This window comes from Pseudomonas sp. A6 (genome assembly GCF_052367875.1).
Taxonomy (GTDB): domain Bacteria; phylum Pseudomonadota; class Gammaproteobacteria; order Pseudomonadales; family Pseudomonadaceae; genus Pseudomonas; species Pseudomonas citronellolis.
Genome location: NZ_CP198970.1, coordinates 5609470 through 5631465, shown reverse-complemented (window position 1 = coordinate 5631465; position 21996 = coordinate 5609470). Strand labels below are relative to the sequence as shown.

Genomic DNA, 21996 nt, shown 5'->3' with positions numbered 1-21996 from the left:
CAACGCCATCCTACGAAAAGCCGTGCATCCTGGAACCGTAGGATCTCATCCGCGAAGCGCGCCGGTGGTTCCGGCTAAGTAACCTGTAGGAGCGGGCCCTGCCCGCGAAATCGCGCGCAGGGCGCGCTCCTATATGGATAGCCGCGTCAGTAATCGCTATCCACCGACGACCGCGGCACCACCGGCTTGGCGTCGTTGGAGATGGTCACCTCCACCCGGCGGTTCTGCGCGGGGCCGGAGGAGCTGGCGTTGCTCGCCACCGGGTAGTCCTTGCCATAGCCGCGGGTGGTCACCCGCGCGGGGTCGACGCCCTGGGCCAGCAGGGCCATGCGCACCGAGTCGGCGCGGCGTTCGGACAGGCCCTGGTTGTAGCCGGCCGAGCCGCTGCTGTCGGTGTAGCCCTCGACCAGCACCTTGCGCTCGGGGTTCTGCTGCAGGTAGCTGGCCAACTGCTGGATGTTGTGGCTGGCCTCGGGCTTGAGGTCGGCGCGGTCGAGGTCGAAGAGCACGTCGCCGAAGGTCACCAGGGTGCCGCGCTGGGTCTGCTTCGCCTGAAGCTCCTTGAGCTGCTGGGTGCGTACGTCCAGGCGGGCCTGGGTGCGCTGCGCCGAGGCGTTCTGCAGCTGCCCTTCGGCGCTCTTCAGGGCGATGGTCTGGTTGGCCAGGTTGATGCGCTGCTGCGTCAGGTAGGCCAATTGGTCCACGTCCTGCTGCTTCTCGCCGTCGCGGTAGGCCTTGTCGGCCTTGGCCAGCCAGTCGCCGGCGTCCTTGGTTTCCAGGGCCGCGAGCTGGGTGGCCTGGGGTTGCGCCTGCAGGGCGGAGTAGTCGCTGCGGGCCTTCTCCAGGTTGGCGTTGGGCTCGTGGGCGCAGGCGGCCAGCAGCAGCGCCAGGCTGGAGAGGGCGGGGAGGGCGATGAGTTTACGCATGGCTGTCGTCCTTAATGATCCGGAGGGGGGAATGGGGAAGGGCGCCTACTGCTGTGGCTGCTGGAGCTTCTGCAGCCCTTCCTCGCGGATTTCCATCACGCCCTGCTGGGCGTCCTTGACGGCGTTCTGCGCCTTGACCGCCTGCGACTTGCGCTCGGCCACGCGGGCGTCCCATTCGGCCTGCTGGGCCAGGCGCCTGGCCTGCTCGTATTCCTTGTCGTTGAGGGCGATGCGCGCCTGGCCGAGCTTGTCCTGGGCGGTCTTCATTTCCAGCGGCGCGTACTGCGGGCCGCCGGCGCTGACCGCGGCGTTCACCGCCGATTCGGTGACTGCCATCTGTTCGCTCGGCGGGTTGCCGGCGCAGCCGGCCAGGGCCAGGGCGCCGAGGCCGGCCAGCAGGCCCGTGCGCAGGAAGGCGAGGCGGGGTTGGGGTGTTTTCAGTTCCATTGTTCGAGTCCTCTCGTCTGGGGAACGCGGATGCTCAGCGGGCGGTGCCCGGCCCGGCCGTTCGCAGCCCTGCGCTGCGGCGTTGTCCCGTTGCGGCCAGGTATTACTGGGGACTTGAGGACTTGTCCGAGGGTTCAAAAAAAATGGCCGCCCGGCGGGGCGGCCATGTCTGCGACGCGGCTTTCAGAAGCGCAGGCGGAGCAGGCGCAGGCCGTTGAACACCACCAGCAGGCTGGCGCCCATGTCGGCGAACACCGCCATCCACAGGGTGCCCAGGCCGGCCAGGGTGAGGGCCAGGAACACAGCCTTGATGCCCAGCGCCAGGCTGATGTTCTGCACCAGCACGGCGTGGGTGCGGCGCGACAGGCGGATGAACTGCGGCAGCTTGCGCAGATCGTCGTCCATCAGCGCCACGCCGGCGGTCTCGATGGCCGTGTCGGTGCCCGCCGCGCCCATGGCGAAGCCGATGTCGGCGCGGGCCAGGGCCGGGGCGTCGTTGATGCCGTCGCCGACCATACCCACCCGCGCGCCGCCGGGCTGGTGCTGCTCGACCTCGCGCAGCTTGTCCTCGGGCAACAGGTTGCCGCGGGCCTGGTCGATGCCCACCTGGGCGGCGATGGCGGCCGCGGTGTGCGGGTTGTCGCCAGTCAGCATCAGTGTCTTCACGCCCAGGCCGTGCAGCTCGACGAGGGCCTCGCGGCTGGTCTGCTTGACCGCGTCGGCCACGGCGAACAGCGCCAGCGGGCCTTCGTCGTCGAGCAGCACGATGACGGTCTTGCCCTGTTGCTCCAGGGCGTCGAGGCGTGCTTCCAGCGCCGCCGAGCACAGCCCCAGCTCCTCCACCAGGCGATGGTTGCCCAGGTGGTGCAGGTGGCCATCGACCACGCCCTTCACGCCGCGGCCGGGGATGGCCTCCAGTGCGTCGACGCCATACAGCGCCAGCCCATCGGCCTCGGCGGCGCGGGCCACGGCCTGGGACACCGGGTGGTCGGAACGAGCCGCCAGGCTCGCGGCCAGCAGCCGGGCACGCGCCTCGTCGCCGCGCAGGCCGTGGAAGTCGGTCTGCGTCGGACGGCCTTCGGTGATGGTGCCGGTCTTGTCCAGGGCCAGCCATTGCAGTTGGCGGCCCAGTTCGAGGAACACCCCGCCCTTGATCAGGATGCCGGTGCGCGCCGCCGCCGACAGGCCGCTGACGATGGTCACCGGGGTGGAGATCACCAGCGCGCAGGGGCAGGCGATCACCAGCAGCACCAGGGCGCGGTACACCCAGTCGAGCCAGGCGCCGCCGAAGGCCAGCGGCGGGATGAGCGCGGTGGCGATGGCGATGAGGATCACCACCGGCGTGTAGATGCGCGCGAACTGATCGACGAAGCGCTGCGTCGGCGCCCGCGAGCCCTGGGCTTCCTCTACGGCGTGGATGATCCGCGCCAGGGTGCTGTCGTCGGCGCCGCGGCTCACCGCATACTCCAGCGCGCCCTCGCCGTTGATGCTGCCGGCGAACAGGGGTTCACCGGCTTGCTTTTCCACCGGCAGGCTCTCGCCGGTGATGGGCGCCTGGTTGACGCTGGAGCGGCCGTCGACCACCTCGCCGTCGAGGGCGATGCGTTCTCCGGGGCGCACGCGCACGCGCTCGCCCACGGCCACCGACTTGGCCGGCACGTCCTGCCATTGCCCGTCGCGCAGCACCGTGGCCTGTTCCGGGGCCAACTGCAGCAGGCCGCGGATAGCGCTGCGCGCACGTTCCAGGGAGCGCGCCTCGATCAGCTCGGCGATGGCGAACAGCACCGCGACCATGGCCGCTTCCGGCCACTGGCCGATGAGCATGGCGCCGGTCACGGCGATGCTCATCAGCGCGTTGATGTTCAGGTCGCGGTTCTTCAGGGCGATCCAGCCCTTGCGGTAGGTCGGCAGGCCGGCGCCGAGGATGGCCGCCACGGCCAGGGCTGCCACTAGCCACTGCGGGCCGAGGGCGAACCATTCGCAGACTTCCGCGGCCAGCGCCAGCACCCCGGCCAGGGCCAGCGGCCACCAGGGCTTGTGCCTGCCCGGCGCGCTGGCGAGCGGCTGGCCGTCTTCCACGGCCTCGGCCTCCATGCCCAGGGAGGCGACCAGCTTCTGCAGCGGCTCCAGGCTGTCGAAGCGGTGCTGCACCTTGAGCAGGCGCTGCATCAGGTTGAACTCCAACTGCTCTACCGCCGGCAGCTTGCCCAGGGCGTCGCGCAGCAGGCGCTCCTCGGTGGGGCAGTCCATGGCCTCGATGCGCAGGCTGCTCCAGCGCAGCTCGCCGGTGGCCGCGGCCGCGGCGGCGCCCAGCGCCGGTTCGGCGTGGCGCGGGCGCTCGTGGTGGTGGTCATGCCCATGCTCGTGTTCATGGCGATGCACGGCGGCGGGGGCGTGATCGTGGCAGCAGGGCCCGCATCCAGGCTGGCGGCTGTTGGCGTCGGTCATCAGGTCGTTTCCCATTTGACGGTATGCTTGCGATTGCACACCCTGTAGCAACTACAGAGTCAAGCGGTTCCGGGAGGGAAGGGCGATGAAGATCGGTGAACTGGCGAAACTGACCGGCTGCCCGGTGGAGACCATCCGCTACTACGAGCGCGAGGGCCTGCTGCCGGAGCCGGCGCGCACCGGCGGCAACTACCGGCAATACGACAACGCCCACGTCGAGCGGCTGTCGTTCATCCGCCACTGCCGCTCGCTGGACATGACCCAGGAGGAAATCCGCATCCTCCTCGGCCTGCGCGACCGCCCCGAGTCCGACTGCGGCACCGCCAACCGGCTGATCGACGATCACCTGCACCACGTGGAAGTGCGCATCGCCGAGCTGCAGTCGCTGCGCCAGCAACTGCAGGACCTGCGCGCCCGCTGCAGCGGCAGCGGCAACAGCGAGGACTGCGGCATCCTCCGTGAACTGCAGCTGCCCGCCGAGCCCTCGGCGGTGCCGGAAGCCTGCGCCGAGGCCGGGCACCTGCACGTGCCCGGGGTGCATGGTCGGCATTGAGAGAAGGCGGTAGATGCTGTGCTCGCCGTAGGGCTCCGTCCGCGACAGCCGCGTCATACCCCTGTAGGAGCGCGCCCTGCGCGCGAAATCACGGGCAGGGCCCGCTCCTACAGCAGTCAGGAATGGCTCGGCTCTTCCTTGTGCCCCGTCAGCTCATGCAGGTACTTGCGCGACAGCTGCAGGAAGCGCGGGGTAGGGCCGACGTCCTCGTAGAGCGGGTCGCCCTGTTCGTCCAGCGCCACCACCTTCTGCCCTTTCACGTAGGGGAAGCTCGCCTCCAGTTCCTCCAGGGCCGAGCCGACCAGTTCGCCGAGCAGTTCCTCGACGCTGCGCTTGGGGTACATGTCGTGCAGCGCGGCCAGGCGCGCGGCGGTTTCCACGTCCAGCGGGATGCTGTAGCTGTGGCTGGTCATGCGCCCCCTGGCGTTCTGTTCCCAATGGCGTACCAGATCGCGGATCTTCATGTTCACCTCATGGGCCGGCTCGTGGCCGGCGGGGAAGACGGCCCTTTTGGGGCCGCCGGGAAGAATTTCCCGAATCCTTCGGGATCACATCTAGCCTAGACGCTGTCGGAGCAGGATCGCGGGCGTTCGTCGCACGCTTGTCAGTGAGTGTCGCCAGGCGGCACTGTAAGAGAATCCAGACACGGAGAACCCCCATGGCGGATATCGACGCGCGCCTGCGCGAGGACGTGCACCTGCTGGGCGAACTGCTCGGGCAGACCATCCGCAACCAGTACGGCCAGGCCTTCCTCGACAAGGTCGAGCTGATCCGCCAGGGCGCCAAGGCGGCGCGGCGCGGTTCGGCCGAAGGCGCGCGGCAGCTGGCGGCGGCCCTCGATGGCCTGGGCGAGGACGAGCTGCTGCCGGTGGCGCGGGCCTTCAACCAGTTCCTCAACCTGGCCAACATCGCCGAGCAGTACCACCGCATCCGCCGCCGCGGGCCGAAGGAGCCGCAGCCCTTCGAGCAGCGTGTGCTGGGCGAACTGCTGGGGCGCCTGCGCAAGGCCGGGGTGGAGCCGGCGGAGCTGGCGCGCCAGGTGGCGCAGCTGGACATCGAGCTGGTGCTCACCGCGCACCCCACCGAAGTGGCGCGGCGCACCCTGATCCAGAAATACGACGCCATGGCCGCGCAACTGGCGGCCAAGGACCACACCGACCTGCTCCCCGAGGAGCGCGAGCAGGTGGACACGCGCCTGCGCCGGCTGGTGGCCGAAGCCTGGCACACCGACGAGATCCGCCGCACCCGGCCAACGCCGGTGGACGAGGCCAAGTGGGGCTTCGCGGTGATCGAACATTCGCTCTGGCAGGCCGTGCCCAACTTCCTCCGCCACGTCGACGAGACCCTGCAAAGCTGCACCGGCCAGCGCCTGCCGCTGGAAGCCGCGCCCATCCGCTTCGCCTCCTGGATGGGCGGCGACCGCGACGGCAACCCCAACGTCACCGCCACCGTCACCCGCGAGGTGCTGCTGCTGGCGCGCTGGATGGCCGCCGACCTCTACCTGCGCGACGTCGACAGCCTGGCCGCCGACCTGTCCATGCAGCAGGCCAGCGAGGAGCTGCTGGCGGAAACCGGCGAGGTGGCCGAACCCTACCGCGCCCTGCTCAAGCAACTGCGCGAACGCCTGCGCGCCACACGGGCCTGGGCCCAGCGCGCGCTGAACGAAGACGAGGTTGCACCCGAGGCGGTGCTGCAGGACAACCGCGAGCTGCTGGCGCCGCTGGAGTTGTGCCACCGCTCGCTGCACGCCTGCGGCATGGGCGTGATCGCCGACGGCGCGCTGCTCGACAGCCTGCGCCGCGCCGCCACCTTCGGCCTGTTCCTGACGCGCCTGGACATCCGCCAGGACTCCGGCCGCCACGCCGCCGCCCTGAGCGAAATCACCGAGTACCTGGGCCTGGGCCGCTATCAGGACTGGGATGAGGCGGTGCGCCAGGAATTCCTCCTGGAGGAGCTGGGCAACCATCGCCCGCTGCTGCCGGCGGACTACCAGGCCAGCGCCGACACCGCCGAAGTCCTGGCCACCTGCCGCGTGGCGGCTGCCGCGCCGGCGGCCTCGCTGGGCTCCTACGTCATCTCCATGGCCGGCCAGCCGTCCGACGTGCTGGCGGTGCAACTGCTGCTCAAGGAATGCGGGTTGCGCCGGCCGCTGCGCGTGGTGCCACTCTTCGAAACCCTCGACGACCTCGACAACGCCGGCCCCTGCATCGACCGCCTGCTCGGCCTGGACGCCTACCGCGAGGCCCTGTCCGGGCCGCAGGAAGTGATGATCGGCTACTCCGACTCGGCCAAGGACGCCGGCACCCTGGCCGCCGCCTGGGCGCAGTACCGCGCCCAGGAAGCGCTGGTGGACATCTGCCGCGCCCATGGCGTCGAGCTGCTGCTGTTCCACGGCCGCGGCGGCACCGTCGGGCGCGGCGGCGGCCCGGCCCACGCGGCCATCCTCTCGCAGCCGCCGGGCTCGGTGGCCGGGCGCTTCCGCACCACCGAACAGGGCGAGATGATCCGCTTCAAGTTCGGCCTGCCCGGCATCGCCCGGCAGAACCTCGACCTCTACCTGGCCGCGGTGCTGGAGGCCACGCTGCTGCCGCCACCGGCGCCGGAGCCGGCCTGGCGCGAGGAAATGCAGCGCCTGGCCGCCGATTCCCTGGCCGCCTACCGCCAGGTGGTGCGCGAGACGTCGCAGTTCGTCGACTACTTCCGCGAGGCCACGCCGGAACAGGAACTCGGCCGCCTGCCCCTGGGCAGCCGCCCGGCCAAGCGCCGCCAGGGCGGCATCGAGAGCCTGCGGGCCATCCCGTGGATCTTCGCCTGGACGCAGACGCGGCTGATGCTGCCGGCCTGGCTGGGCTGGGAGACCGCGCTGTTCAACGCCATCGACCGCGGCGAGGGCAGCCTGCTGCAGCGCATGCGCGAGCAGTGGCCGTTCTTCCGCGCGCGCATCGACATGCTGGAGATGGTCCTGGCCAAGGCCGACGGCGAAATCGCCCAACTCTACGACGAACGTCTGGTGCAATCGGAACTGCGACCATTAGGTGCGCATTTACGCGACCTATTGTCGCAGGCGCTGCGCGTGGTGCTCGGCCTGACCGGCCAGCAGCGCCTGCTGGCGCAGGCCACAGAGACGCGCGAATCCATCGCCGTGCGCAACATCTACCTGGACCCGCTGCACCTGCTCCAGGCGGAGCTGCTGGCCCGTTCCAGACGCTGCGAAGGCGACGCCTGCGGCGGTCTGGAACAGGCCCTGCTGGTGACGGTGGCGGGCATCGCCGCGGGGCTGCGCAACACAGGTTGAGCGGCCCCGGCCACGACTTTCCGGTGGCTTGTGCGCTCAGGGTGCGCTGTGTATCTTGATCAGCCTTTCGGCGTATTCCTGCGCCATTTCAAGCATGTTCAGATAGGCCCCATAAGGCAGATCCGGGATTTCGCTTTCAACAAGACTAAGGAGCATATCGATGCGTGTGATTCTGCTCGGGGCGCCCGGTGCCGGCAAAGGTACTCAGGCTCGCTTCATCACCGAGAAGTTCAGCATTCCGCAGATCTCCACCGGGGACATGCTGCGCGCAGCGGTCAAGGCCGGCACCGAGCTGGGCCTGCAGGCCAAGAGCGTGATGGATGCCGGCGGCCTGGTTTCGGATGACCTGATCATCAACCTGGTCAAGGAGCGCATCGCCCAGCCCGATTGCGCCAACGGCTTCCTGTTCGACGGTTTCCCGCGCACCATTCCCCAGGCCGAGGCCATGAAGGAAGCCGGCGTGAGCATCGACCACGTGGTCGAGATCGCCGTCGACGACGAAGAGATCGTCAGCCGCATGGCTGGCCGCCGCGTGCACCCGGCTTCCGGCCGCGTGTACCACGTCGAGCACAACCCGCCGAAAGTCGCCGGCAAGGACGACGTCACCGGCGAAGACCTGATCCAGCGTGACGACGACCGCGAAGAGACCGTGCGCCACCGCCTGTCGGTCTACCACACCCAGACCAAGCCGCTGGTCGACTTCTACCAGAAGCTGGCCGCCGTCGAAGGCACCCCGAAGTACAGCCGCGTCGAAGGCGTCGGCTCGGTGGACCAGATCACCGCCAAGGTTCTGGCCGCGCTCAGCTGAGTCGCCGCCCGACCTGCACCAGAGGCCCGCTTGCGGGCCTTTGGCGTTTATAATGCCCGCCCTTTTTCAGCTTGCCGGAAGACCCCGATGCCCACCCTGCTGGCCCTGGACACCTCCACCGAAGCCTGCTCCGTCGCCCTGCTGCACGACGGCCGGCGTTTCAGCCGCCACGAGGTGATCCCGCGGCTGCACGCCAAGCGCCTGCTGCCCATGGTGCAGGAACTGCTCGACGAGGCCGGCATCGCCCTGGGCGCGGTGGACGCCATCGCCTTCGGCCGCGGCCCCGGCGCCTTCACCGGCGTGCGCATCGCCATCGGCGTGGTGCAAGGCCTGGCCTTCGCCCTGGACAAGCCGGTGCTGCCGATCTCCGACCTCGCCGTGCTGGCCCAGCGCGCCCACCGCGAGCACGGCGCCAGCCAGGTGGCGGCCGCCATCGACGCGCGCATGGACGAGGTCTACTGGGGTTGCTACCGCCTGGAGCGGGGCGAGATGCGCCTGGCCGGCGCCGAGGCGGTACTGCCGCCGGAAAGCGTGGCGCTGCCGCGTGATGCCGAGGGTGACTGGTTCGGCGCCGGCACCGGCTGGGGCTACCGCGAGCGCCTGGCGGTGAAGGTGCAGGCCGAGGATGCCAGCCTGCTGCCCAACGCCGAAGACCTGCTGGACCTGGCGCTGTTCGCCTGGGAACGCGGCGACGCCGTGCCGGCGGACCAGGCGCAGCCGGTCTACCTGCGCGACAACGTGGCCACGCCCAAGGCCGGCTGACCGGCGATTGCCAAGCCCTGGAGCGCTCGCTAGAGTGAAATCCTTACCCGCTGAGCCCTGAACATGCGCATCGACGGCCTGTCCAGCTACTCCATCACGCCCGACTCCGGCAGCCGCCCCGGCACCGCGGTCACGCCTTATCGCGAGGTCATGCGCGAGGCCGAGGCGCGTCGCGAGCAGCCGGCCTCGGTGGCTGCCAGCCAGGGCCTGGAGCAGCAGGCGCAGACGCGCTACGTGGAGCCGGGCAACGCCGGCAGCGGCAGCCTGCCCATCGTCCTCAGCGACGTCCTGGCCTACCAGCGCCCGGTCAGCAACCGCGCCGCCCAGGCCCTGGCCAGCTATAGCAGCACCGCCAACCTGCCGCTGGGCGGCTACGACGCCCCGGAAGTGCTGGGCATCGACCTCTACGCCTGATGGGCCTGCCGTACTACCTGGGCTGCCCGTCGTGGAACGAGCCCGCCTGGCGCGGCAGTTTCTACCCCGCCGACCTGCGCCCGGCCGACACCCTGGGCTTCTACAGCCAGGTGTTCAACGCGGTGGAGGGCAACACCACCTTCTATGCCCGGCCCAGCGCCGACACGCTGCAGCGCTGGGCGCAGACCATGCCGGCGGACTTTCATTTCTGCGCCAAGCTGCCCCGCGACATCAGCCACGAAGGCGACCTGCGCGAGCAGTTCGGCGCCACTCGCGACTTCCTTGACCTGCTGGCGCCGCTGGGCACCCGGGTGAGCCCGCTGTGGCTGCAGCTTTCCGCCGGCTTCGGCCCGCAGCGCCTGGGCGAGCTGGCCGCCTGGCTGGACGAGTTCGGCGCCCGGTGCATTGCCGTGGAGGTGCGCCACCCGGCGTTCTTCGAGAAAGGCGAGGAGGAGCGGCTGCTCAACCGCCTGCTCCACGAGCGCGGCGTGGAACGCATCTGCTTGGATTCGCGGGCGCTGTTCGCCTGCCAGTCCGACGACCCGGCGGTGCGCCATGCGCAGTCGAAGAAACCGAGGATTCCGGTGCGCCCGGCGGCCTTCAGCGACAGCCCGCAGGTGCGCTTCATCGGCGGGCCGGACCTGGACGCCAACCAGGCCTACCTGACGCCCTGGGTGGACAAGGTGGCCGGTTGGATCGAGGACGGCCTGACGCCTCACGTGTTCCTCCACACCCCGGACAACCACCGCGCCGCCGAACAGGCGCAGCGCTTCCACGCCCTGCTGGCCGAGCGCCTGCCGGGGCTGCCGGCGTTGCAACTGCCGCAGCCGGAAGTGGAGCAACTGGGCCTGCTCTGAGGCCCCGGTTGCGCTAACCTGCAAGCTCCCATTCGCACGGAGAGCGCCCCCATGACCACCCAACGCGAACGCGGCCTGGCCTTCCAGGCCCTGCACCGCCGCGACGGCCTGTTCGTCCTGCCCAACCCCTGGGACGCCGGCTCGGCGAAAATGCTCGCCGGCCTGGGCTTCGAGGCCCTGGCCACCACCAGCGCCGGCCTGGCCTTCGCCCTTGGCCTCTGCGACGCCGAAGGCGAGGTGAGCCGCGAGGAAGCCCTGGCCAACGCCCGCGCCATCGTCGAGGCGACGCCGCTGCCGGTGGCCGCCGACCTGGAGAACGGCTACGGCGACGCGCCCGAGGACTGCGTGGCGACCATTCGCCTGGCCGCCAGCATCGGTCTGGTGGGCGGCTCCATCGAGGACGCGACCGGCCGCCCGGACGATCCCATCTACCCCTTCGAACTGGCGGTGGAACGCGTGCGCGCGGCGGTGCAGGCCGCGCACTCCCTGGAATTCCCCTTCACCCTGGCGGCCCGCGCGGAGAACCTGCTGCACGGCCGCGACGACCTGGACGACACCATCCGCCGCCTGGTGGCCTTCGCCGACGCCGGCGCCGACGTGCTCTACGCGCCGGGGCTGACCACCCGCGAGCAGATCGACGCAGTGGTGCGCGCGGTGGCTCCGCGGCCGGTGAACGTGCTGGTCGGCTCGCCGGCCCTGCAACTGTCGCTGAGCGACCTGGCTGAACTCGGCGTGAAGCGCGTCAGCCTGGGTTCGTCCCTGGCGCGGGTGGCCTACGGCGCCTTCTTCCACGCCGCCAGCGAACTGGCCAGCGGGCGCCTGGAGGCGACCCAGGAAGGCATGCCCTTCGCCCGCCTCAACGAGCTGTTCCGGCGCTGAGCCGGGGCCTGCGGTAGAATCGGCGCTTTTGCACCGGATCGACCCGCATGAGCGCCAGCGCAGACACTCCCCGCATCATCGTCCAGGCCCTGGAGCCCCACTACCGTGAAGCCGCCGGACAATGGGCCCAGCGTCTGGGACTGGAACTGGCGGAGGAGGGCGCGGCTGACTTCGCCCTGCAACTGGGCGAGCAGGGCCTGCAACTGCTGCAACTGGGCCCGGACTCGCCGGGCCCGGTGCGCGTGGACTTCCTCGAAGGCGCCGCCGCCCACCGCCGCCAGTTCGGCGGCGGCAGCGGGCAGATGATCGCCAAGGCGGTGGGCGTGCAGCCGGGCGTGCGCCCGCAGGTGCTCGACGCCACCGCCGGCCTGGGCCGCGACGCCTTCGTCCTCGCCACCCTGGGCTGCGAGATGCAACTGATCGAGCGCCAACCGCTGATCGCCGCCCTGCTGGAAGACGGCCTGGCCCGCGCGGCACGCGACCTGGAAGTGGCGCCGATAGTGGCGCGGATGCGACTGCACCAGGGCAACGCCATCGACCTGATGGGCGCCTGGCAGGGCGAAGCGCCCCAGGTGATCTACCTCGACCCGATGTTCCCGCACCGCGACAAGAGCGCCCTGGTGAAAAAGGAAATGCGCCTGTTCCGCCCCCTGGTGGGCGACGACATGGACGCCCCGGCGCTGCTCCAGGCGGCCCTGGCCCTGGCCAGCCACCGCGTGGTGGTCAAGCGCCCGCGCAAGGCGCCGATCATCGAGGGCGCCAAGCCGAGCTACAGCCTGGAAGGGAAGTCGAGCCGGTATGACATCTATCCGTTGAAGTCCCTCAAGCCCTGAGCGGAGGGGCTTTTCGTAGGAGCGAGCTTGCTCGCGAAAGGGATTTACCGGCGGCTGTGGTGTGTTGGGTTGACGCCTTTCCCTCTCCCCAGCCCTCTCCCTGAAGGGAGAGGGGGCTTGTCCGTGCCGAGAGCAGGAGTGGTTTCAGCCGGAAACCCTCTATGTTGCCGGCTGACTCCAAAACATCCAAGCACACCGAACGGTCCCCTCTCCCTTCAGGGAGAGGGTTAGGGAGAGGGAGCGGAGTCAAGCACTGACATCGAGGTCCCGGGTGAGCACCGTTCGCGAGCAAGCTCGCTCCTACAGGAGAAGCGCCCACGGCATACGCCTCAAGGCCGATATGCCCGCAAAAACAACTCCACCACCTCCTGCACATGCCTTTCGCTCTCCTCCAGCGGCGGCCGCTCGACGCAGCCGATCAGCAGGCGGAAGTGCACGCAGCCCTGCACCAGCATCAAAAAGTGCTCTGCAGCGTTGCGCGCGTCACCCTCGCGCAGTTCGCCCCTGCGCTGGGCCTGGGCGATCAGCCGCTGCATCTGGTCCAGCACGCGTTGCGGGCCGGCGTCGAAGAACATCTGCGACAGCGCCGGGTTCTGCCCGCCCTGGGCGATCATCAGGCGGCTCAGGGCGATGGCCTCGGGGCTGTTGATCAGGCGGTTGAAGCCGCGCGCGATGTTCAGCAGCAGCTCCTGCGTGGGCGCGTCGGCCGGCGGTTCGTGGAACAGCTCCGGCACCTGCTCGGCGCACTTGGCCTGCACCGCCTCGCAGAACAGCGTCTCCTTGTCGGTGAAATGGCTGTACACGGTGAGCTTGGAAACCCCGGCCTCGGCGGCGATGGCTTCCATGCTGCTGCCGTCGTAGCCGTTGCGCACGAACAGCTCCTTGGCGGCTTCGAGGATCGCCTGGCGCTTGGCCGGGTCCTTGGGGCGGCCGGGGCCGGTGGGGAGGGTGGGCTGGGACATTTTTTTTACACTTCAAATACTGGACTGGTCGGTTTTGTATTCTTACTATACCGGCGAGTATAAGAATTCAACTGCGTTTTGCGAAAGGTCATACATCATGTTCCGCCATGCCTTGTCCGTCGCTGTCCCTCTCGCCTTCTCCCTGACCCTAGCCGCCTGCGGCAACGGCGAACCGGCCAAGCCGGCGCTGCGCCCGGCCATGGTCGTGCAGCCGCAGCTGGCGCGTTCGGTCACCGAGGCCTATCCGGGCGAGGTGCGCGCCCGCCACGAGCCGGAGCTGGCGTTCCGCATCGGCGGCAAGGTGGCCAAGCGCCTGGTGGAGACCGGCGAGCGCGTGCGCCGCGACCAGCCGCTGGCCGAGCTCGACCCCGAGGACGTGCGCCTGCAGCTGGAGGCCAACCGCGCCCAGGTCGCCGCCGCCGAGGCCAACCTGCAGACCGTGCGTTCGGAATACCAGCGCTACAAGGTGCTGCTGGAGCGCAAGCTGGTCAGCCAGTCGCAGTTCGACAACATCGAGAACACCTACCGCGCCGGCGAGGCGCGCATGAAGCAGGTGCGCGCGGAGTACGACGTGGCGCGCAACCAGGCCGACTACGCCGTGCTGCGCGCGCCGCAGGACGGGGTGATCTCGGCGCGGCGCGTCGAAGTGGGCCAGGTGGTGGCCGCCGGGCAGACGGTCTTCACCCTGGCCGCCGATGGCGACCGCGAGGTGCTGATCAGCTTCCCCGAACACGCCATCGAGCGCTTCCGCATCGGCGAGGGCGTCAGCGTCGAGCTGTGGTCGCAGCCGGACAAGCGCTTCAGCGGCCACATCCGCGAACTGTCGCCGGCCGCCGATCCGCAGTCGCGCACCTTCGCCGCGCGGGTGGCCTTCGACGATGCCAAGGTGCCGGCCGAGCTGGGCCAGAGCGCCCGGGTGTACATCCACAGCGAGGGCGCCGTGCCCCTGGCCGTGCCGCTGGCGGCGGTGAGCGCCGAGGGCGGCCAGCCGTTCGTCTGGGTGGTCGACCCGAAGGATGCCAGCCTGCACCGCCGGGCGGTGCGCATCGGGCCCTACACCGAGGACCGGGTGCCGGTGCTCGAAGGGCTGCAGCCCGACGACTGGGTGGTCGCCGCGGGCGTCCAGGTCTTGCGCGAAGGCCAGCAGGTACGCCCGGTCGACCGCGAGAACCGTTCGGTCAAGCTGCTGGCGAAGGAGTGACGCAGGATGCGCTTCAACCTCTCCGCCTGGGCCCTGCAGAACCGACCGATCGTACTTTTCCTGATGCTGCTGCTGGGCATCGCCGGGGCGCTGTCCTACACCAAGCTCGGCCAGAGCGAGGACCCGCCCTTCACCTTCAAGGCCATGGTGGTCAAGACCAACTGGCCCGGCGCCACCGCCGAGGAAGTCTCGCGCCAGGTCACCGAGCGCATCGAGAAGAAGCTGATGGAGACCGGCGACTACGACCGCATCGTCTCCTTCTCGCGGCCGGGCGAGTCGCAGGTGACCTTCGTCGCCCGCGAGGACTTCAGGTCCAGGGACATCCCCGAGCTGTGGTACCAGATCCGCAAGAAGATCAGCGACATCCGCTACACCCTGCCGCAGGGCATCCAGGGGCCGTTCTTCAACGATGAGTTCGGCACCACCTTCGGCAACATCTACGCGCTGTCCGGCAAGGGCTTCGACTACGCGGTGCTGAAAGACTACGCCGACCGCATCCAGCTGCAGCTGCAGCGCATCAAGGACGTCGGCAAGGTCGAGCTGGTCGGCCTGCAGGACGAGAAGATCTGGATCGACCTGTCGAACACCAAGCTGGCCACCCTCGGCCTGCCCCTGGCGGCGGTGCAGAAGGCCCTGGAGGAGCAGAACGCGGTGAGCGCCACCGGTTTCTTCGAGACCGCCAGCGACCGCGTGCAGCTGCGGGTTTCCGGGCGCTTCGATTCGGTGGAGGACATCCGCCAGTTCCCCATCCGCGTGGGCGACCGCACCTTCCGCATCGGCGACGTGGCCGAGGTGCACCGCGGCTTCAACGACCCGCCGGCGCCGCGCATGCGCTTCATGGGCGAGGACGCCATCGGCATCGCCGTGGCGATGAAGGACGGCGGCGACATCCTGGTGCTGGGCAAGGCGCTGGAAAACGAGTTCCACCGCCTGCAGCAGAACCTGCCGGCGGGCATGGAGCTGCGCAAGGTGTCCGACCAGCCGGCCGCCGTGCGTGAAGGTGTGGGCGAGTTCGTCCGGGTGCTGGCCGAGGCGCTGGTCATCGTGCTGCTGGTGAGCTTCTTCTCCCTGGGCCTGCGCACCGGCCTGGTGGTGGCGCTGTCGATCCCGCTGGTGCTGGCGATGACCTTCGTCTGCATGCGCTACTTCGACATCGGCCTGCACAAGATTTCCCTCGGCGCGCTGGTGCTGGCGCTGGGCTTGCTGGTGGACGACGCGATCATCGCCGTGGAGATGATGGCGGTGAAGATGGAGCAGGGCTACGACCGCCTCAAGGCGGCCAGCTTCGCCTGGACCAGCACCGCCTTCCCGATGCTCACCGGCACCCTGGTGACCGCCGCCGGCTTCCTGCCGATCGCCACCGCGCAGTCGGGCACCGGCGAATACACCCGCTCTCTGTTCCAGGTGGTGACCATCGCGCTGCTGGTGTCCTGGGTGGCCGCGGTGATGTTCGTGCCCTACCTGGGCGCCAAGCTGCTGCCGGATCTGGCCAAGCGCCATGCGGAAAAGCACGGCGGCAGCGACAAGGGCCACGACCCTTACTCGACGGGCTTCTACCAGCACTTCCGGCGCCTGGTGGAGTGGTGCGTGCGCCACAACAAGACGGTGATCGTCCTGACCCTGCTGGCCTTCGTCGGCTCCATCGCCGCCTTCCGCCTGATACCGCAGCAGTTCTTCCCGCCGTCGGTGCGCCTGGAGCTGCTGGTGGACCTGAAGCTGGCCGAGGGCGACTCGCTGGCCGCCACCGCCGAGCAGGTCAAGCGCCTGGAGAAGCTGCTCGCCGAGCATCCGGGCATCGAGAACTACGTGGCCTACGTCGGCACCGGCTCGCCGCGCTTCTACCTGCCGCTGGACCAGCAGCTGCCGGCGGCGAGCTTCGCCCAGTTCGTGGTGCTGGCCAAGGACCTGAAGGGCCGCGAGGAGGTGCGCCAGTGGCTGATCCAGCGCATGGCCGAGGACTTCCCCACGGTGCGCAGCCGCATCAGCCGCCTGGAGAACGGCCCGCCGGTGGGCTACCCGGTGCAGTTCCGGGTGTCCGGCGAGCACATCCCGGAAGTCCGCGCGCTGGCGCGCAAGGTCGCGGAGAAGATGCGCGAGAACCCCCACGTGGTGAACGTGCATCTGGACTGGGAGGAGCCGAGCAAGGTCATCCGCCTCAACCTCGACCAGGACCGCGCCCGCGCCCTGGGCGTGAGCACCCAGGACGTCTCGCAGTTCCTGCAGAGTTCGCTGACCGGCTCCACCGTCAGCTACTACCGCGAGGACAACGAGCTGATCGAGATCCTCCTGCGCGGCGACGCCCGCGAGCGCCAGGACCTGTCGCAGCTGCCGAGCCTGGCCATCCCCACCAACAACGGCCGCAGCGTGGCGCTGTCGCAGGTGGCGACCCTGGAGTACGGCTTCGAGGAAGGCATCATCTGGCGGCGCAACCGCCTGCCGACGGTGACCGTGCGCGCGGACATCTACGACGACTCGCTGCCGGCCACCCTGGTCAAGCAGATTTCCCCGACCCTCGATCCGATCCGCGCCGAGTTGCCGGACGGCTACCTGCTGGACGTGGGCGGCACGGTGGAGGATTCGGCCAAGGGGCAGAACTCGGTGAACGCCGGCATGCCGCTGTTCCTGGTGGTGGTGATGACGCTGCTGATGATCCAGCTGCGCAGCTTCTCGCGCATGGCCATGGTGTTCCTCACCGCGCCACTCGGGCTGATCGGCGTGACCCTGTTCCTGCTGGTGTTCCAGAAGCCCTTCGGCTTCGTCGCCATGCTCGGCACCATCGCCCTGGCCGGGATGATCATGCGCAACTCGGTGATCCTGGTGGACCAGATCGAGCAGGACATCGCCCACGGCCTGGACCGCCGGCACGCCATCATCGAGGCCACGGTGCGGCGCTTCCGCCCCATCGTGCTGACCGCGCTGGCGGCGGTGCTGGCGATGATCCCGCTGTCGCGCAGCGCGTTCTTCGGGCCCATGGCGGTGGCCATCATGGGCGGCCTGATCGTCGCCACGGCGCTGACGCTGCTGTTCCTGCCGGCGCTCTACGCGGCCTGGTTCAGGGTGAAGCAGGAGCCTGCGTAGGGCGTATGACCGTTCGCGGTCATACGCCGATTGACCTTGGCCCCAGGCTGCTTCGGTATCGACCTCGGAGCACCATGGCGAGGCGCTTCGGGCTCGGCCATGGCGTTGACTGTCGATCGAGGCGTAGCGGCGTATAACCGCGAACGGTTATACGCCCTACGAGCGGGACGTTGCGGCTCAGGGAATCGGTGCCCCCGAATCCCGTTCGCGCACCGCCTGGGCGAAGCCCACCTCCTCGCAACGCGCCTTGAAGTGTACGCCTTCCGGGCTGTGGCCGCGGGCATGCGGTCGTCTATGGCGTTGAGGCGCTCGGGGCGGTTGAGGGTGGGGGCGACGCGGTACAGCAGGCAGGGTTCGCTCATGGCCTAATGCTGTTCACTTAAGAGAGGATGCCGTTTCTCTGGCTGGGGGAAACGGCATTTTTCATACGGGAGGGGCTGTGGCTTCGCTTGCGAATCCTGATCCCTCGCTCTAATCCCCACCCCGTCATTCCCGCGAACGCGGGAACCCAGAGACTTCTTCGGGATTGGGCTTGGTGTAACGCGCCGCTCCGAGTCTGCGGAGATCTTTTGTTTCGCCCCCTCGGGCGAGTCCCTTTTGTCAAACGCCACAAAAGGAACCAAAAAGGCTTGCCCCGACATACGGGCCCGACAGAGTCGGGCTACCCTCACGAACTCCCCCGCCACGGAGGCCCGCCCCGAGGGTACGTCCCTGTAGCCCACGGGGCTCTCGCGACATCCATGTCGCATGACCTCCTGAGCGCCGGTTTCGCTCGGCCTTCTGAAGGGGCGTTCCGGTGCGCTCGGCTATTTCTCTGGAAGTCCAAAAGCGAACGCGCTTTTGCTTTTGCTCTTCGTAGGAGCGAGCTTGCTCGCGAACCCTGCAGCCACTGGGTTATTCCCCTTCGGGCCAGCGCAAGCGCTGTTCGCGATGGAGCCGCGTCCCGCGTTCGCGGGAATGACGGGGTGGGGTTAGGCGTTTCAGGATAACTCCAAACTCCCCACCCACTCCGAACAGCCCCCTCTCCCTCCGGGAGAGGGCTGGGGTGAGGGAGCGGAGCCAGGCTGGAGCACCTTCGCTGAACCACCACACATCGCTTAAGTGAACAGCCGCCCATGGCCGGGCTGCTCTTGTGGTAATCGGGGCTTGGCTTGCTGGATGAAATAAGTAAACTGAATTCACTTTTCCTATCCGGCCCCGCGAGTCCCGCCATGCCCGACCTTTCGGCTAAAGCCCTGAAAACCCGAGCCAGCCTGCTGGAGGCTGCGCGCACCGAGCTGCTGGAGTTCGGCGGCGGCCTGGAAGTGGGGCGGGTGGCCGAGCGCGCCGGCGTCTCGGTAGGGCTGATCTACCGCTACTTCGCCTCGCGCGCCGGGCTGCTGGCGGCGGTGGCCGAGGACTTCTACGACCGCTACCAGGCCCAGGTGATGGTCGCCGACCCATTGCCCCAGGCCCAGGACTGGAGCGAGCGCGAGGAGCAGCGGGTGCTGCGGGCGGTGGAGTTCGTCTACGCCGAACCGCTGGCGCCGCTGGTGCTGGTGAGCCTGGCGCGCGAGCCCGAGGTGGCGGCGCTGGAGGCCCGGCGCATCGCCGAGAACATCCGCCAGGGCACCGACAACATCCGCCGCGGCCAGGCCGCTGGGCAGCTCAACGCGCAACTGGACGCGCAACTGGTCGCGGCGATGATCCTCGGCGGCCTGCGCCAGGCCCTGCTGGAAGCCCTGGCGCGCCAGCCCCGGCCGCCGGCCGCGCAACTGGCGCGGCAGCTCTGGCATTTCATCCGCGGCGCGCTGGCGCCCCTGTCGAACTGAGCAGAAGGAGAACCCCATGCAGCACGCAACCCAGGTGGCGTTGTTGAACAAGGTCCTGGCCCTGGCCGAGCGGGGCGCTTCCGATGGCGCAGAACAGCCGTCGTCGTTGCCGGTCTCCGTCTACCTGGACGAGGCGCGCTACCGCCGCGAACGCGACGAGGTGCTGCTGCGCGAGCCGGTGCTGGTGGCGCGTTCCGGCGAGATACCCAAGGGCGCTTTCCTCACCCGCGAGCTGATGGTGCCGCTGCTGCTGACCCGCGACGAGCAGGGCCGGCTGCGGGCCTTCCTGAACGTCTGCAAGCACCGCGGCACGCAACTGGTAAGCGAGGCGGCAGGGCGCAACCGCGTGTTCGTCTGCCCCTACCACGCCTGGGCCTACAACCCGGACGGGCAACTGCGCGGCATTCCCCACGGCTACGGTTTCGAAGGCATCGACCGGGCCTGCCTGAACCTCACCGAGCTGCCGGTGGCCGAACGCTTCGGCGCGGTCTGGGTGCGGCTGTCACCGGGGCCGGCGCTGGATCTGGACGGCTTCTTCGGCGAGACGATTTGCGCGGACTTCGACAGCTTCGCCATCGACCACCACGTCCTCTTCGACCCGCGCGACATCCGCCGCCCGGTGAACTGGAAGCTGACGGTGGACACCTTCCTGGAGAACTACCACGTGGCCAAGGCCCACCAGGCCACCATCGACCACCTGTTCTGGCCCAACCTGGGCAGCTTCGAGCGCTTCGGCCGGCACATCCGCAACTACTACGTGAAGCGCAACCTGCGCGAGCTGCAAGGGCAACCGCAAGCGCAATGGGACCTGCGCCGCCACGGCAACCTGCTGTATTTCCTCTGGCCGAACACCCTGGTGCTGGTGGAGCCGGACCACATCGACTTCTCCAGTGTGTTCCCCGACGGCCCGCTGGCGACGCGGGTACTTAGCCACACGCTGCTGCCCGAACAACCGCAGACGGAGAGGGCCCTGCGATATTTCGAGAAGAACAACGAAATCCTCTACGCCGCCCTGGAAGAAGACTTCGCCATGGCCACGCGGGTACAGAACGGCATCCGCTCTGGCGCCAGCGAACGCCTGTGGCACGGCACCTACGAAGTGGCGCTGCAGTGGTTCCACCAGAACCTGGACCAGGCTCTGAGCCACCCCGCCGGTACCGCTCTGGACCCGTAGAGCTGTGGCGTCTCAGGCCAACGGCGGATAACCGCGAACGGTTATACGCCCTACGGTCCGGGAGCACCCTGTAGGAGCGAGCTTGCTCGCGAACCCGCCAGTCACTGGGTTATTCCCCTTCGGGCCAGCGCAAGCGCTGTTCGCGATGGAGCCGCGTCCCGCGTTCGCGGGAATGACGAGGTGGGGTGAGGCGTTTCAGGATGACTCAGGATTCTCTCCCGGCTCAGGACAGCCCCCTCTCCCGCTTGCGGGAGAGGGTTGGGGAGAGGGTGCTCTTGAACCCAACACCGCAGCCATCGAGAAACACCCTTCGCGAGCAAGCTCGCTCCTACGAGTTCCGCGTGCCTCAGAGCGCCCCAAAAACCTTCTTCGCCAAACTGGTAGCCGCCCCCGCCGGATTCTCCCGAATCCCCTTCTCCTGCTGGGCGATCACCTTGAACAGCCCATCCAACGCCTGCTCGGTAACGTAGCCCTCGACGTTCGCATCCTTGGCATCGACCACGCCAAAAGCCGCGGCCTGGCTGGCGAAGGCGTTGTACTGCTTGGCCAGGCCGACCTTGTCGGTGGCCTGCTTGACGATCGGCAGGAAGCGCTGGCGCAGTTGCTCGCGGCTGCTGCGCTCCAGGTACTGGGTGGCGGAATCGTCGCCGCCGGCGAGGATGCCCTTGGCGTCCTGCACGGTCATCTTCTTCACCGCATCCACCAGCAGCGCCTGGGCCTGCGGCACGGCGGCCTCGGCAGCCTGGTTCATGCTGGCTTCCAGCTGGTCGACCTGGGCGCCCATGCCGAACTGCTTCATCACCTTGGCGGCCTTGCCCAGCTTGCCCGGCAGCTCGATGCGCACGGCCGGATCGTTAGTGAAGCCGCCGGGCTTGCCCAACTGCTTGACTGCGATCTGCGCGCCTTGGCTCAAGGCATCCTTGAGGCCGCCGCTGGCGTCGGTCTGGCTGAGGTTGGCGAGGGACAGGGCGAAGGCATTGGCGGACAACAGGGCGCCGGCCAGCAGGGCGGTGAAACGCAGCATCGGGATTCCTTGTGGGGCAGGGCGGAACCTTCGCCGAGCGTCTCGGCGAAGGAAGAAGGGGCAAGCTTAGCGAGGCCGGGCCGGCAACGGAACCCGGCCGGAAGAGGAGGGAAGTATCAGCGCACCGCGTCGACGCGGATGCGCAGCGGCTGCGGATCGCTGCCGTCGAGCTTGACGCTGTGGCGCTCGGTGCTGATGAACAGCAGCTTGCCGGCATTCTCGATACGCGCGCTGACCGCATAGCTGTGGCCGGGCTGGACCCGCTGCGGGTCGTAATCGAGCTTGAAGGCCACCGGCACCTGCTGCCCGCCGGGCAGCGTCTGCGAAGCCAGCTCCACGGCCGGCGCATCGGCCAAGGAAACATCCTGCAGGCTCACCGAAACCTGCGCTCCCGGCGGCAACGCAATGCGCTGCAGGTAGAACACCTCGCCACTGAGCGAAGCACTCTGCGAAGGCGAATTCGAAGTGCAGGCGGCGAGCATGCCGGTCATGAACAAGAGGGGGAGGGCGGTGAGCTTCATCGA

The 21996-nt window shown here is 68.9% G+C and carries 19 protein-coding genes; 12 read left to right on the top strand and 7 right to left on the bottom strand.

From position 1 onward, the window contains the following. Positions 1 to 146 precede the first annotated feature (146 nt). The 3 genes from ACTWJ5_RS24720 to ACTWJ5_RS24710 all read right to left on the bottom strand — a co-directional run bounded on the left by ACTWJ5_RS24720 (position 147) and on the right by ACTWJ5_RS24710 (position 3821). A complete protein-coding gene (locus ACTWJ5_RS24720; protein WP_444436741.1) occupies positions 147 to 926 on the bottom strand; it encodes an OmpA family protein in 780 nt (259 codons plus the stop codon). 45 nt (positions 927 to 971) lie between these two features. Continuing rightward, positions 972 to 1373 carry a DUF4398 domain-containing protein gene (locus ACTWJ5_RS24715; RefSeq protein WP_116422987.1) on the bottom strand — a complete coding sequence of 134 codons (402 nt, stop codon included), beginning with the start codon at positions 1371 to 1373 and terminating at the stop codon, positions 972 to 974. Between the two features lie 183 nt (positions 1374 to 1556). Further along, entirely contained in the window at positions 1557 to 3821 is a 2265-nt protein-coding gene (locus ACTWJ5_RS24710; RefSeq protein WP_444436740.1) for a heavy metal translocating P-type ATPase, read from the bottom strand. Positions 3822 to 3906: 85 nt separating this feature from the next. Between ACTWJ5_RS24710 and cadR the strand changes: the two genes are divergently transcribed. Continuing rightward, on the top strand, positions 3907 to 4374 hold the full coding sequence (gene cadR / locus ACTWJ5_RS24705; RefSeq protein ID WP_444436739.1) for a Cd(II)/Pb(II)-responsive transcriptional regulator: 468 nt from the start codon (positions 3907 to 3909) through the stop codon (positions 4372 to 4374). A gap of 116 nt (positions 4375 to 4490) precedes the next feature. Here the strand turns inward: cadR and ACTWJ5_RS24700 are convergent, their stop codons facing one another. Beyond that, positions 4491 to 4838, bottom strand: a complete 348-nt coding sequence (locus ACTWJ5_RS24700; RefSeq protein ID WP_009616546.1) for a hypothetical protein — start codon at positions 4836 to 4838, stop codon at positions 4491 to 4493. Positions 4839 to 5032: 194 nt separating this feature from the next. Here ACTWJ5_RS24700 and ppc point away from each other — a divergent pair, with 194 nt between their 5' ends. The 7 genes from ppc to ACTWJ5_RS24665 all read left to right on the top strand — a co-directional run bounded on the left by ppc (position 5033) and on the right by ACTWJ5_RS24665 (position 12222). Continuing rightward, entirely contained in the window at positions 5033 to 7669 is a 2637-nt protein-coding gene (gene ppc / locus ACTWJ5_RS24695; RefSeq protein WP_444436738.1) for a phosphoenolpyruvate carboxylase, read from the top strand. Between the two features lie 160 nt (positions 7670 to 7829). Continuing rightward, complete coding sequence (adk, locus tag ACTWJ5_RS24690) at positions 7830 to 8477, top strand: adenylate kinase (RefSeq protein WP_043271261.1); 648 nt, start codon at positions 7830 to 7832, stop codon at positions 8475 to 8477. A gap of 87 nt (positions 8478 to 8564) precedes the next feature. Continuing rightward, positions 8565 to 9239 (top strand): tRNA (adenosine(37)-N6)-threonylcarbamoyltransferase complex dimerization subunit type 1 TsaB, encoded by a 675-nt coding sequence (gene tsaB, locus ACTWJ5_RS24685; RefSeq protein ID WP_301500050.1) that lies wholly within the window; start codon positions 8565 to 8567, stop codon positions 9237 to 9239. A 63-nt stretch (positions 9240 to 9302) separates the two neighbouring features. Continuing rightward, the gene (locus ACTWJ5_RS24680) at positions 9303 to 9653 is read left to right on the top strand and encodes a hypothetical protein (protein WP_009616550.1); all 351 of its coding nucleotides are present in this window, start codon (positions 9303 to 9305) and stop codon (positions 9651 to 9653) included. Beyond that, the gene (locus ACTWJ5_RS24675; RefSeq protein WP_253389917.1) at positions 9650 to 10510 is read left to right on the top strand and encodes a DUF72 domain-containing protein; all 861 of its coding nucleotides are present in this window, start codon (positions 9650 to 9652) and stop codon (positions 10508 to 10510) included. Before ACTWJ5_RS24680 ends, ACTWJ5_RS24675 begins: the two co-directional genes overlap by 4 nt. Positions 10511 to 10561: 51 nt before the next feature. Then, positions 10562 to 11389 carry an isocitrate lyase/PEP mutase family protein gene (locus tag ACTWJ5_RS24670; RefSeq protein ID WP_444436737.1) on the top strand — a complete coding sequence of 276 codons (828 nt, stop codon included), beginning with the start codon at positions 10562 to 10564 and terminating at the stop codon, positions 11387 to 11389. Positions 11390 to 11436: 47 nt separating this feature from the next. Continuing rightward, complete coding sequence (locus ACTWJ5_RS24665) at positions 11437 to 12222, top strand: class I SAM-dependent methyltransferase (RefSeq protein ID WP_253389781.1); 786 nt, start codon at positions 11437 to 11439, stop codon at positions 12220 to 12222. Positions 12223 to 12551: 329 nt separating this feature from the next. Here ACTWJ5_RS24665 and ACTWJ5_RS24660 read toward each other — a convergent pair whose 3' ends face one another. After that, entirely contained in the window at positions 12552 to 13184 is a 633-nt protein-coding gene (locus ACTWJ5_RS24660) for a TetR/AcrR family transcriptional regulator (RefSeq protein WP_444436736.1), read from the bottom strand. A 97-nt stretch (positions 13185 to 13281) separates the two neighbouring features. On the opposite strand from ACTWJ5_RS24660, the gene ACTWJ5_RS24655 reads away from it, so the two are divergent. The 4 genes from ACTWJ5_RS24655 (at position 13282) to ACTWJ5_RS24640 (ending at position 20448) form a co-directional block, all read left to right on the top strand. Then, positions 13282 to 14385: an efflux RND transporter periplasmic adaptor subunit gene (locus ACTWJ5_RS24655; protein WP_444436735.1), complete on the top strand. Its 1104-nt coding sequence runs from the start codon at positions 13282 to 13284 to the stop codon at positions 14383 to 14385. A gap of 6 nt (positions 14386 to 14391) precedes the next feature. Continuing rightward, positions 14392 to 17463: an efflux RND transporter permease subunit gene (locus ACTWJ5_RS24650; RefSeq protein ID WP_444436734.1), complete on the top strand. Its 3072-nt coding sequence runs from the start codon at positions 14392 to 14394 to the stop codon at positions 17461 to 17463. A gap of 1211 nt (positions 17464 to 18674) precedes the next feature. Further along, entirely contained in the window at positions 18675 to 19274 is a 600-nt protein-coding gene (locus ACTWJ5_RS24645; protein WP_074985225.1) for a TetR/AcrR family transcriptional regulator, read from the top strand. A gap of 16 nt (positions 19275 to 19290) precedes the next feature. Next, on the top strand, positions 19291 to 20448 hold the full coding sequence (locus tag ACTWJ5_RS24640) for an aromatic ring-hydroxylating oxygenase subunit alpha (RefSeq protein WP_444436733.1): 1158 nt from the start codon (positions 19291 to 19293) through the stop codon (positions 20446 to 20448). A 346-nt stretch (positions 20449 to 20794) separates the two neighbouring features. Here the strand turns inward: ACTWJ5_RS24640 and ACTWJ5_RS24635 are convergent, their stop codons facing one another. Both ACTWJ5_RS24635 and ACTWJ5_RS24630 read right to left on the bottom strand, forming a co-directional pair. Beyond that, positions 20795 to 21472 carry a DUF4197 domain-containing protein gene (locus ACTWJ5_RS24635; protein ID WP_043314638.1) on the bottom strand — a complete coding sequence of 226 codons (678 nt, stop codon included), beginning with the start codon at positions 21470 to 21472 and terminating at the stop codon, positions 20795 to 20797. Between the two features lie 116 nt (positions 21473 to 21588). Further along, positions 21589 to 21993: a YbaY family lipoprotein gene (locus ACTWJ5_RS24630; RefSeq protein ID WP_074985230.1), complete on the bottom strand. Its 405-nt coding sequence runs from the start codon at positions 21991 to 21993 to the stop codon at positions 21589 to 21591. Between the last annotated feature and the right edge of the window lie 3 nt (positions 21994 to 21996).

Bases quoted from the DNA above. Each gene is read 5' to 3' on its own strand.
- ppc (WP_444436738.1), top strand. From the start codon at position 5,033: ATGGCGGATATCGACGCGCGCCTGCGCGAGGACGTGCACCTGCTGGGC.
- ACTWJ5_RS24720 (WP_444436741.1), bottom strand. From the start codon at position 926: ATGCGTAAACTCATCGCCCTCCCCGCCCTCTCCAGCCTGGCGCTGCTG.
- ACTWJ5_RS24710 (WP_444436740.1), bottom strand. From the start codon at position 3,821: ATGACCGACGCCAACAGCCGCCAGCCTGGATGCGGGCCCTGCTGCCAC.
- ACTWJ5_RS24680 (WP_009616550.1), top strand. From the start codon at position 9,303: ATGCGCATCGACGGCCTGTCCAGCTACTCCATCACGCCCGACTCCGGC.
- ACTWJ5_RS24670 (WP_444436737.1), top strand. From the start codon at position 10,562: ATGACCACCCAACGCGAACGCGGCCTGGCCTTCCAGGCCCTGCACCGC.
- ACTWJ5_RS24650 (WP_444436734.1), top strand. From the start codon at position 14,392: ATGCGCTTCAACCTCTCCGCCTGGGCCCTGCAGAACCGACCGATCGTA.
- adk (WP_043271261.1), top strand. From the start codon at position 7,830: ATGCGTGTGATTCTGCTCGGGGCGCCCGGTGCCGGCAAAGGTACTCAG.
- ACTWJ5_RS24635 (WP_043314638.1), bottom strand. From the start codon at position 21,472: ATGCTGCGTTTCACCGCCCTGCTGGCCGGCGCCCTGTTGTCCGCCAAT.
- tsaB (WP_301500050.1), top strand. From the start codon at position 8,565: ATGCCCACCCTGCTGGCCCTGGACACCTCCACCGAAGCCTGCTCCGTC.
- ACTWJ5_RS24645 (WP_074985225.1), top strand. From the start codon at position 18,675: ATGCCCGACCTTTCGGCTAAAGCCCTGAAAACCCGAGCCAGCCTGCTG.
- ACTWJ5_RS24715 (WP_116422987.1), bottom strand. From the start codon at position 1,373: ATGGAACTGAAAACACCCCAACCCCGCCTCGCCTTCCTGCGCACGGGC.
- ACTWJ5_RS24660 (WP_444436736.1), bottom strand. From the start codon at position 13,184: ATGTCCCAGCCCACCCTCCCCACCGGCCCCGGCCGCCCCAAGGACCCG.
- cadR (WP_444436739.1), top strand. From the start codon at position 3,907: ATGAAGATCGGTGAACTGGCGAAACTGACCGGCTGCCCGGTGGAGACC.
- ACTWJ5_RS24665 (WP_253389781.1), top strand. From the start codon at position 11,437: ATGAGCGCCAGCGCAGACACTCCCCGCATCATCGTCCAGGCCCTGGAG.
- ACTWJ5_RS24630 (WP_074985230.1), bottom strand. From the start codon at position 21,993: ATGAAGCTCACCGCCCTCCCCCTCTTGTTCATGACCGGCATGCTCGCC.
- ACTWJ5_RS24700 (WP_009616546.1), bottom strand. From the start codon at position 4,838: ATGAAGATCCGCGATCTGGTACGCCATTGGGAACAGAACGCCAGGGGG.
- ACTWJ5_RS24640 (WP_444436733.1), top strand. From the start codon at position 19,291: ATGCAGCACGCAACCCAGGTGGCGTTGTTGAACAAGGTCCTGGCCCTG.
- ACTWJ5_RS24655 (WP_444436735.1), top strand. From the start codon at position 13,282: ATGTTCCGCCATGCCTTGTCCGTCGCTGTCCCTCTCGCCTTCTCCCTG.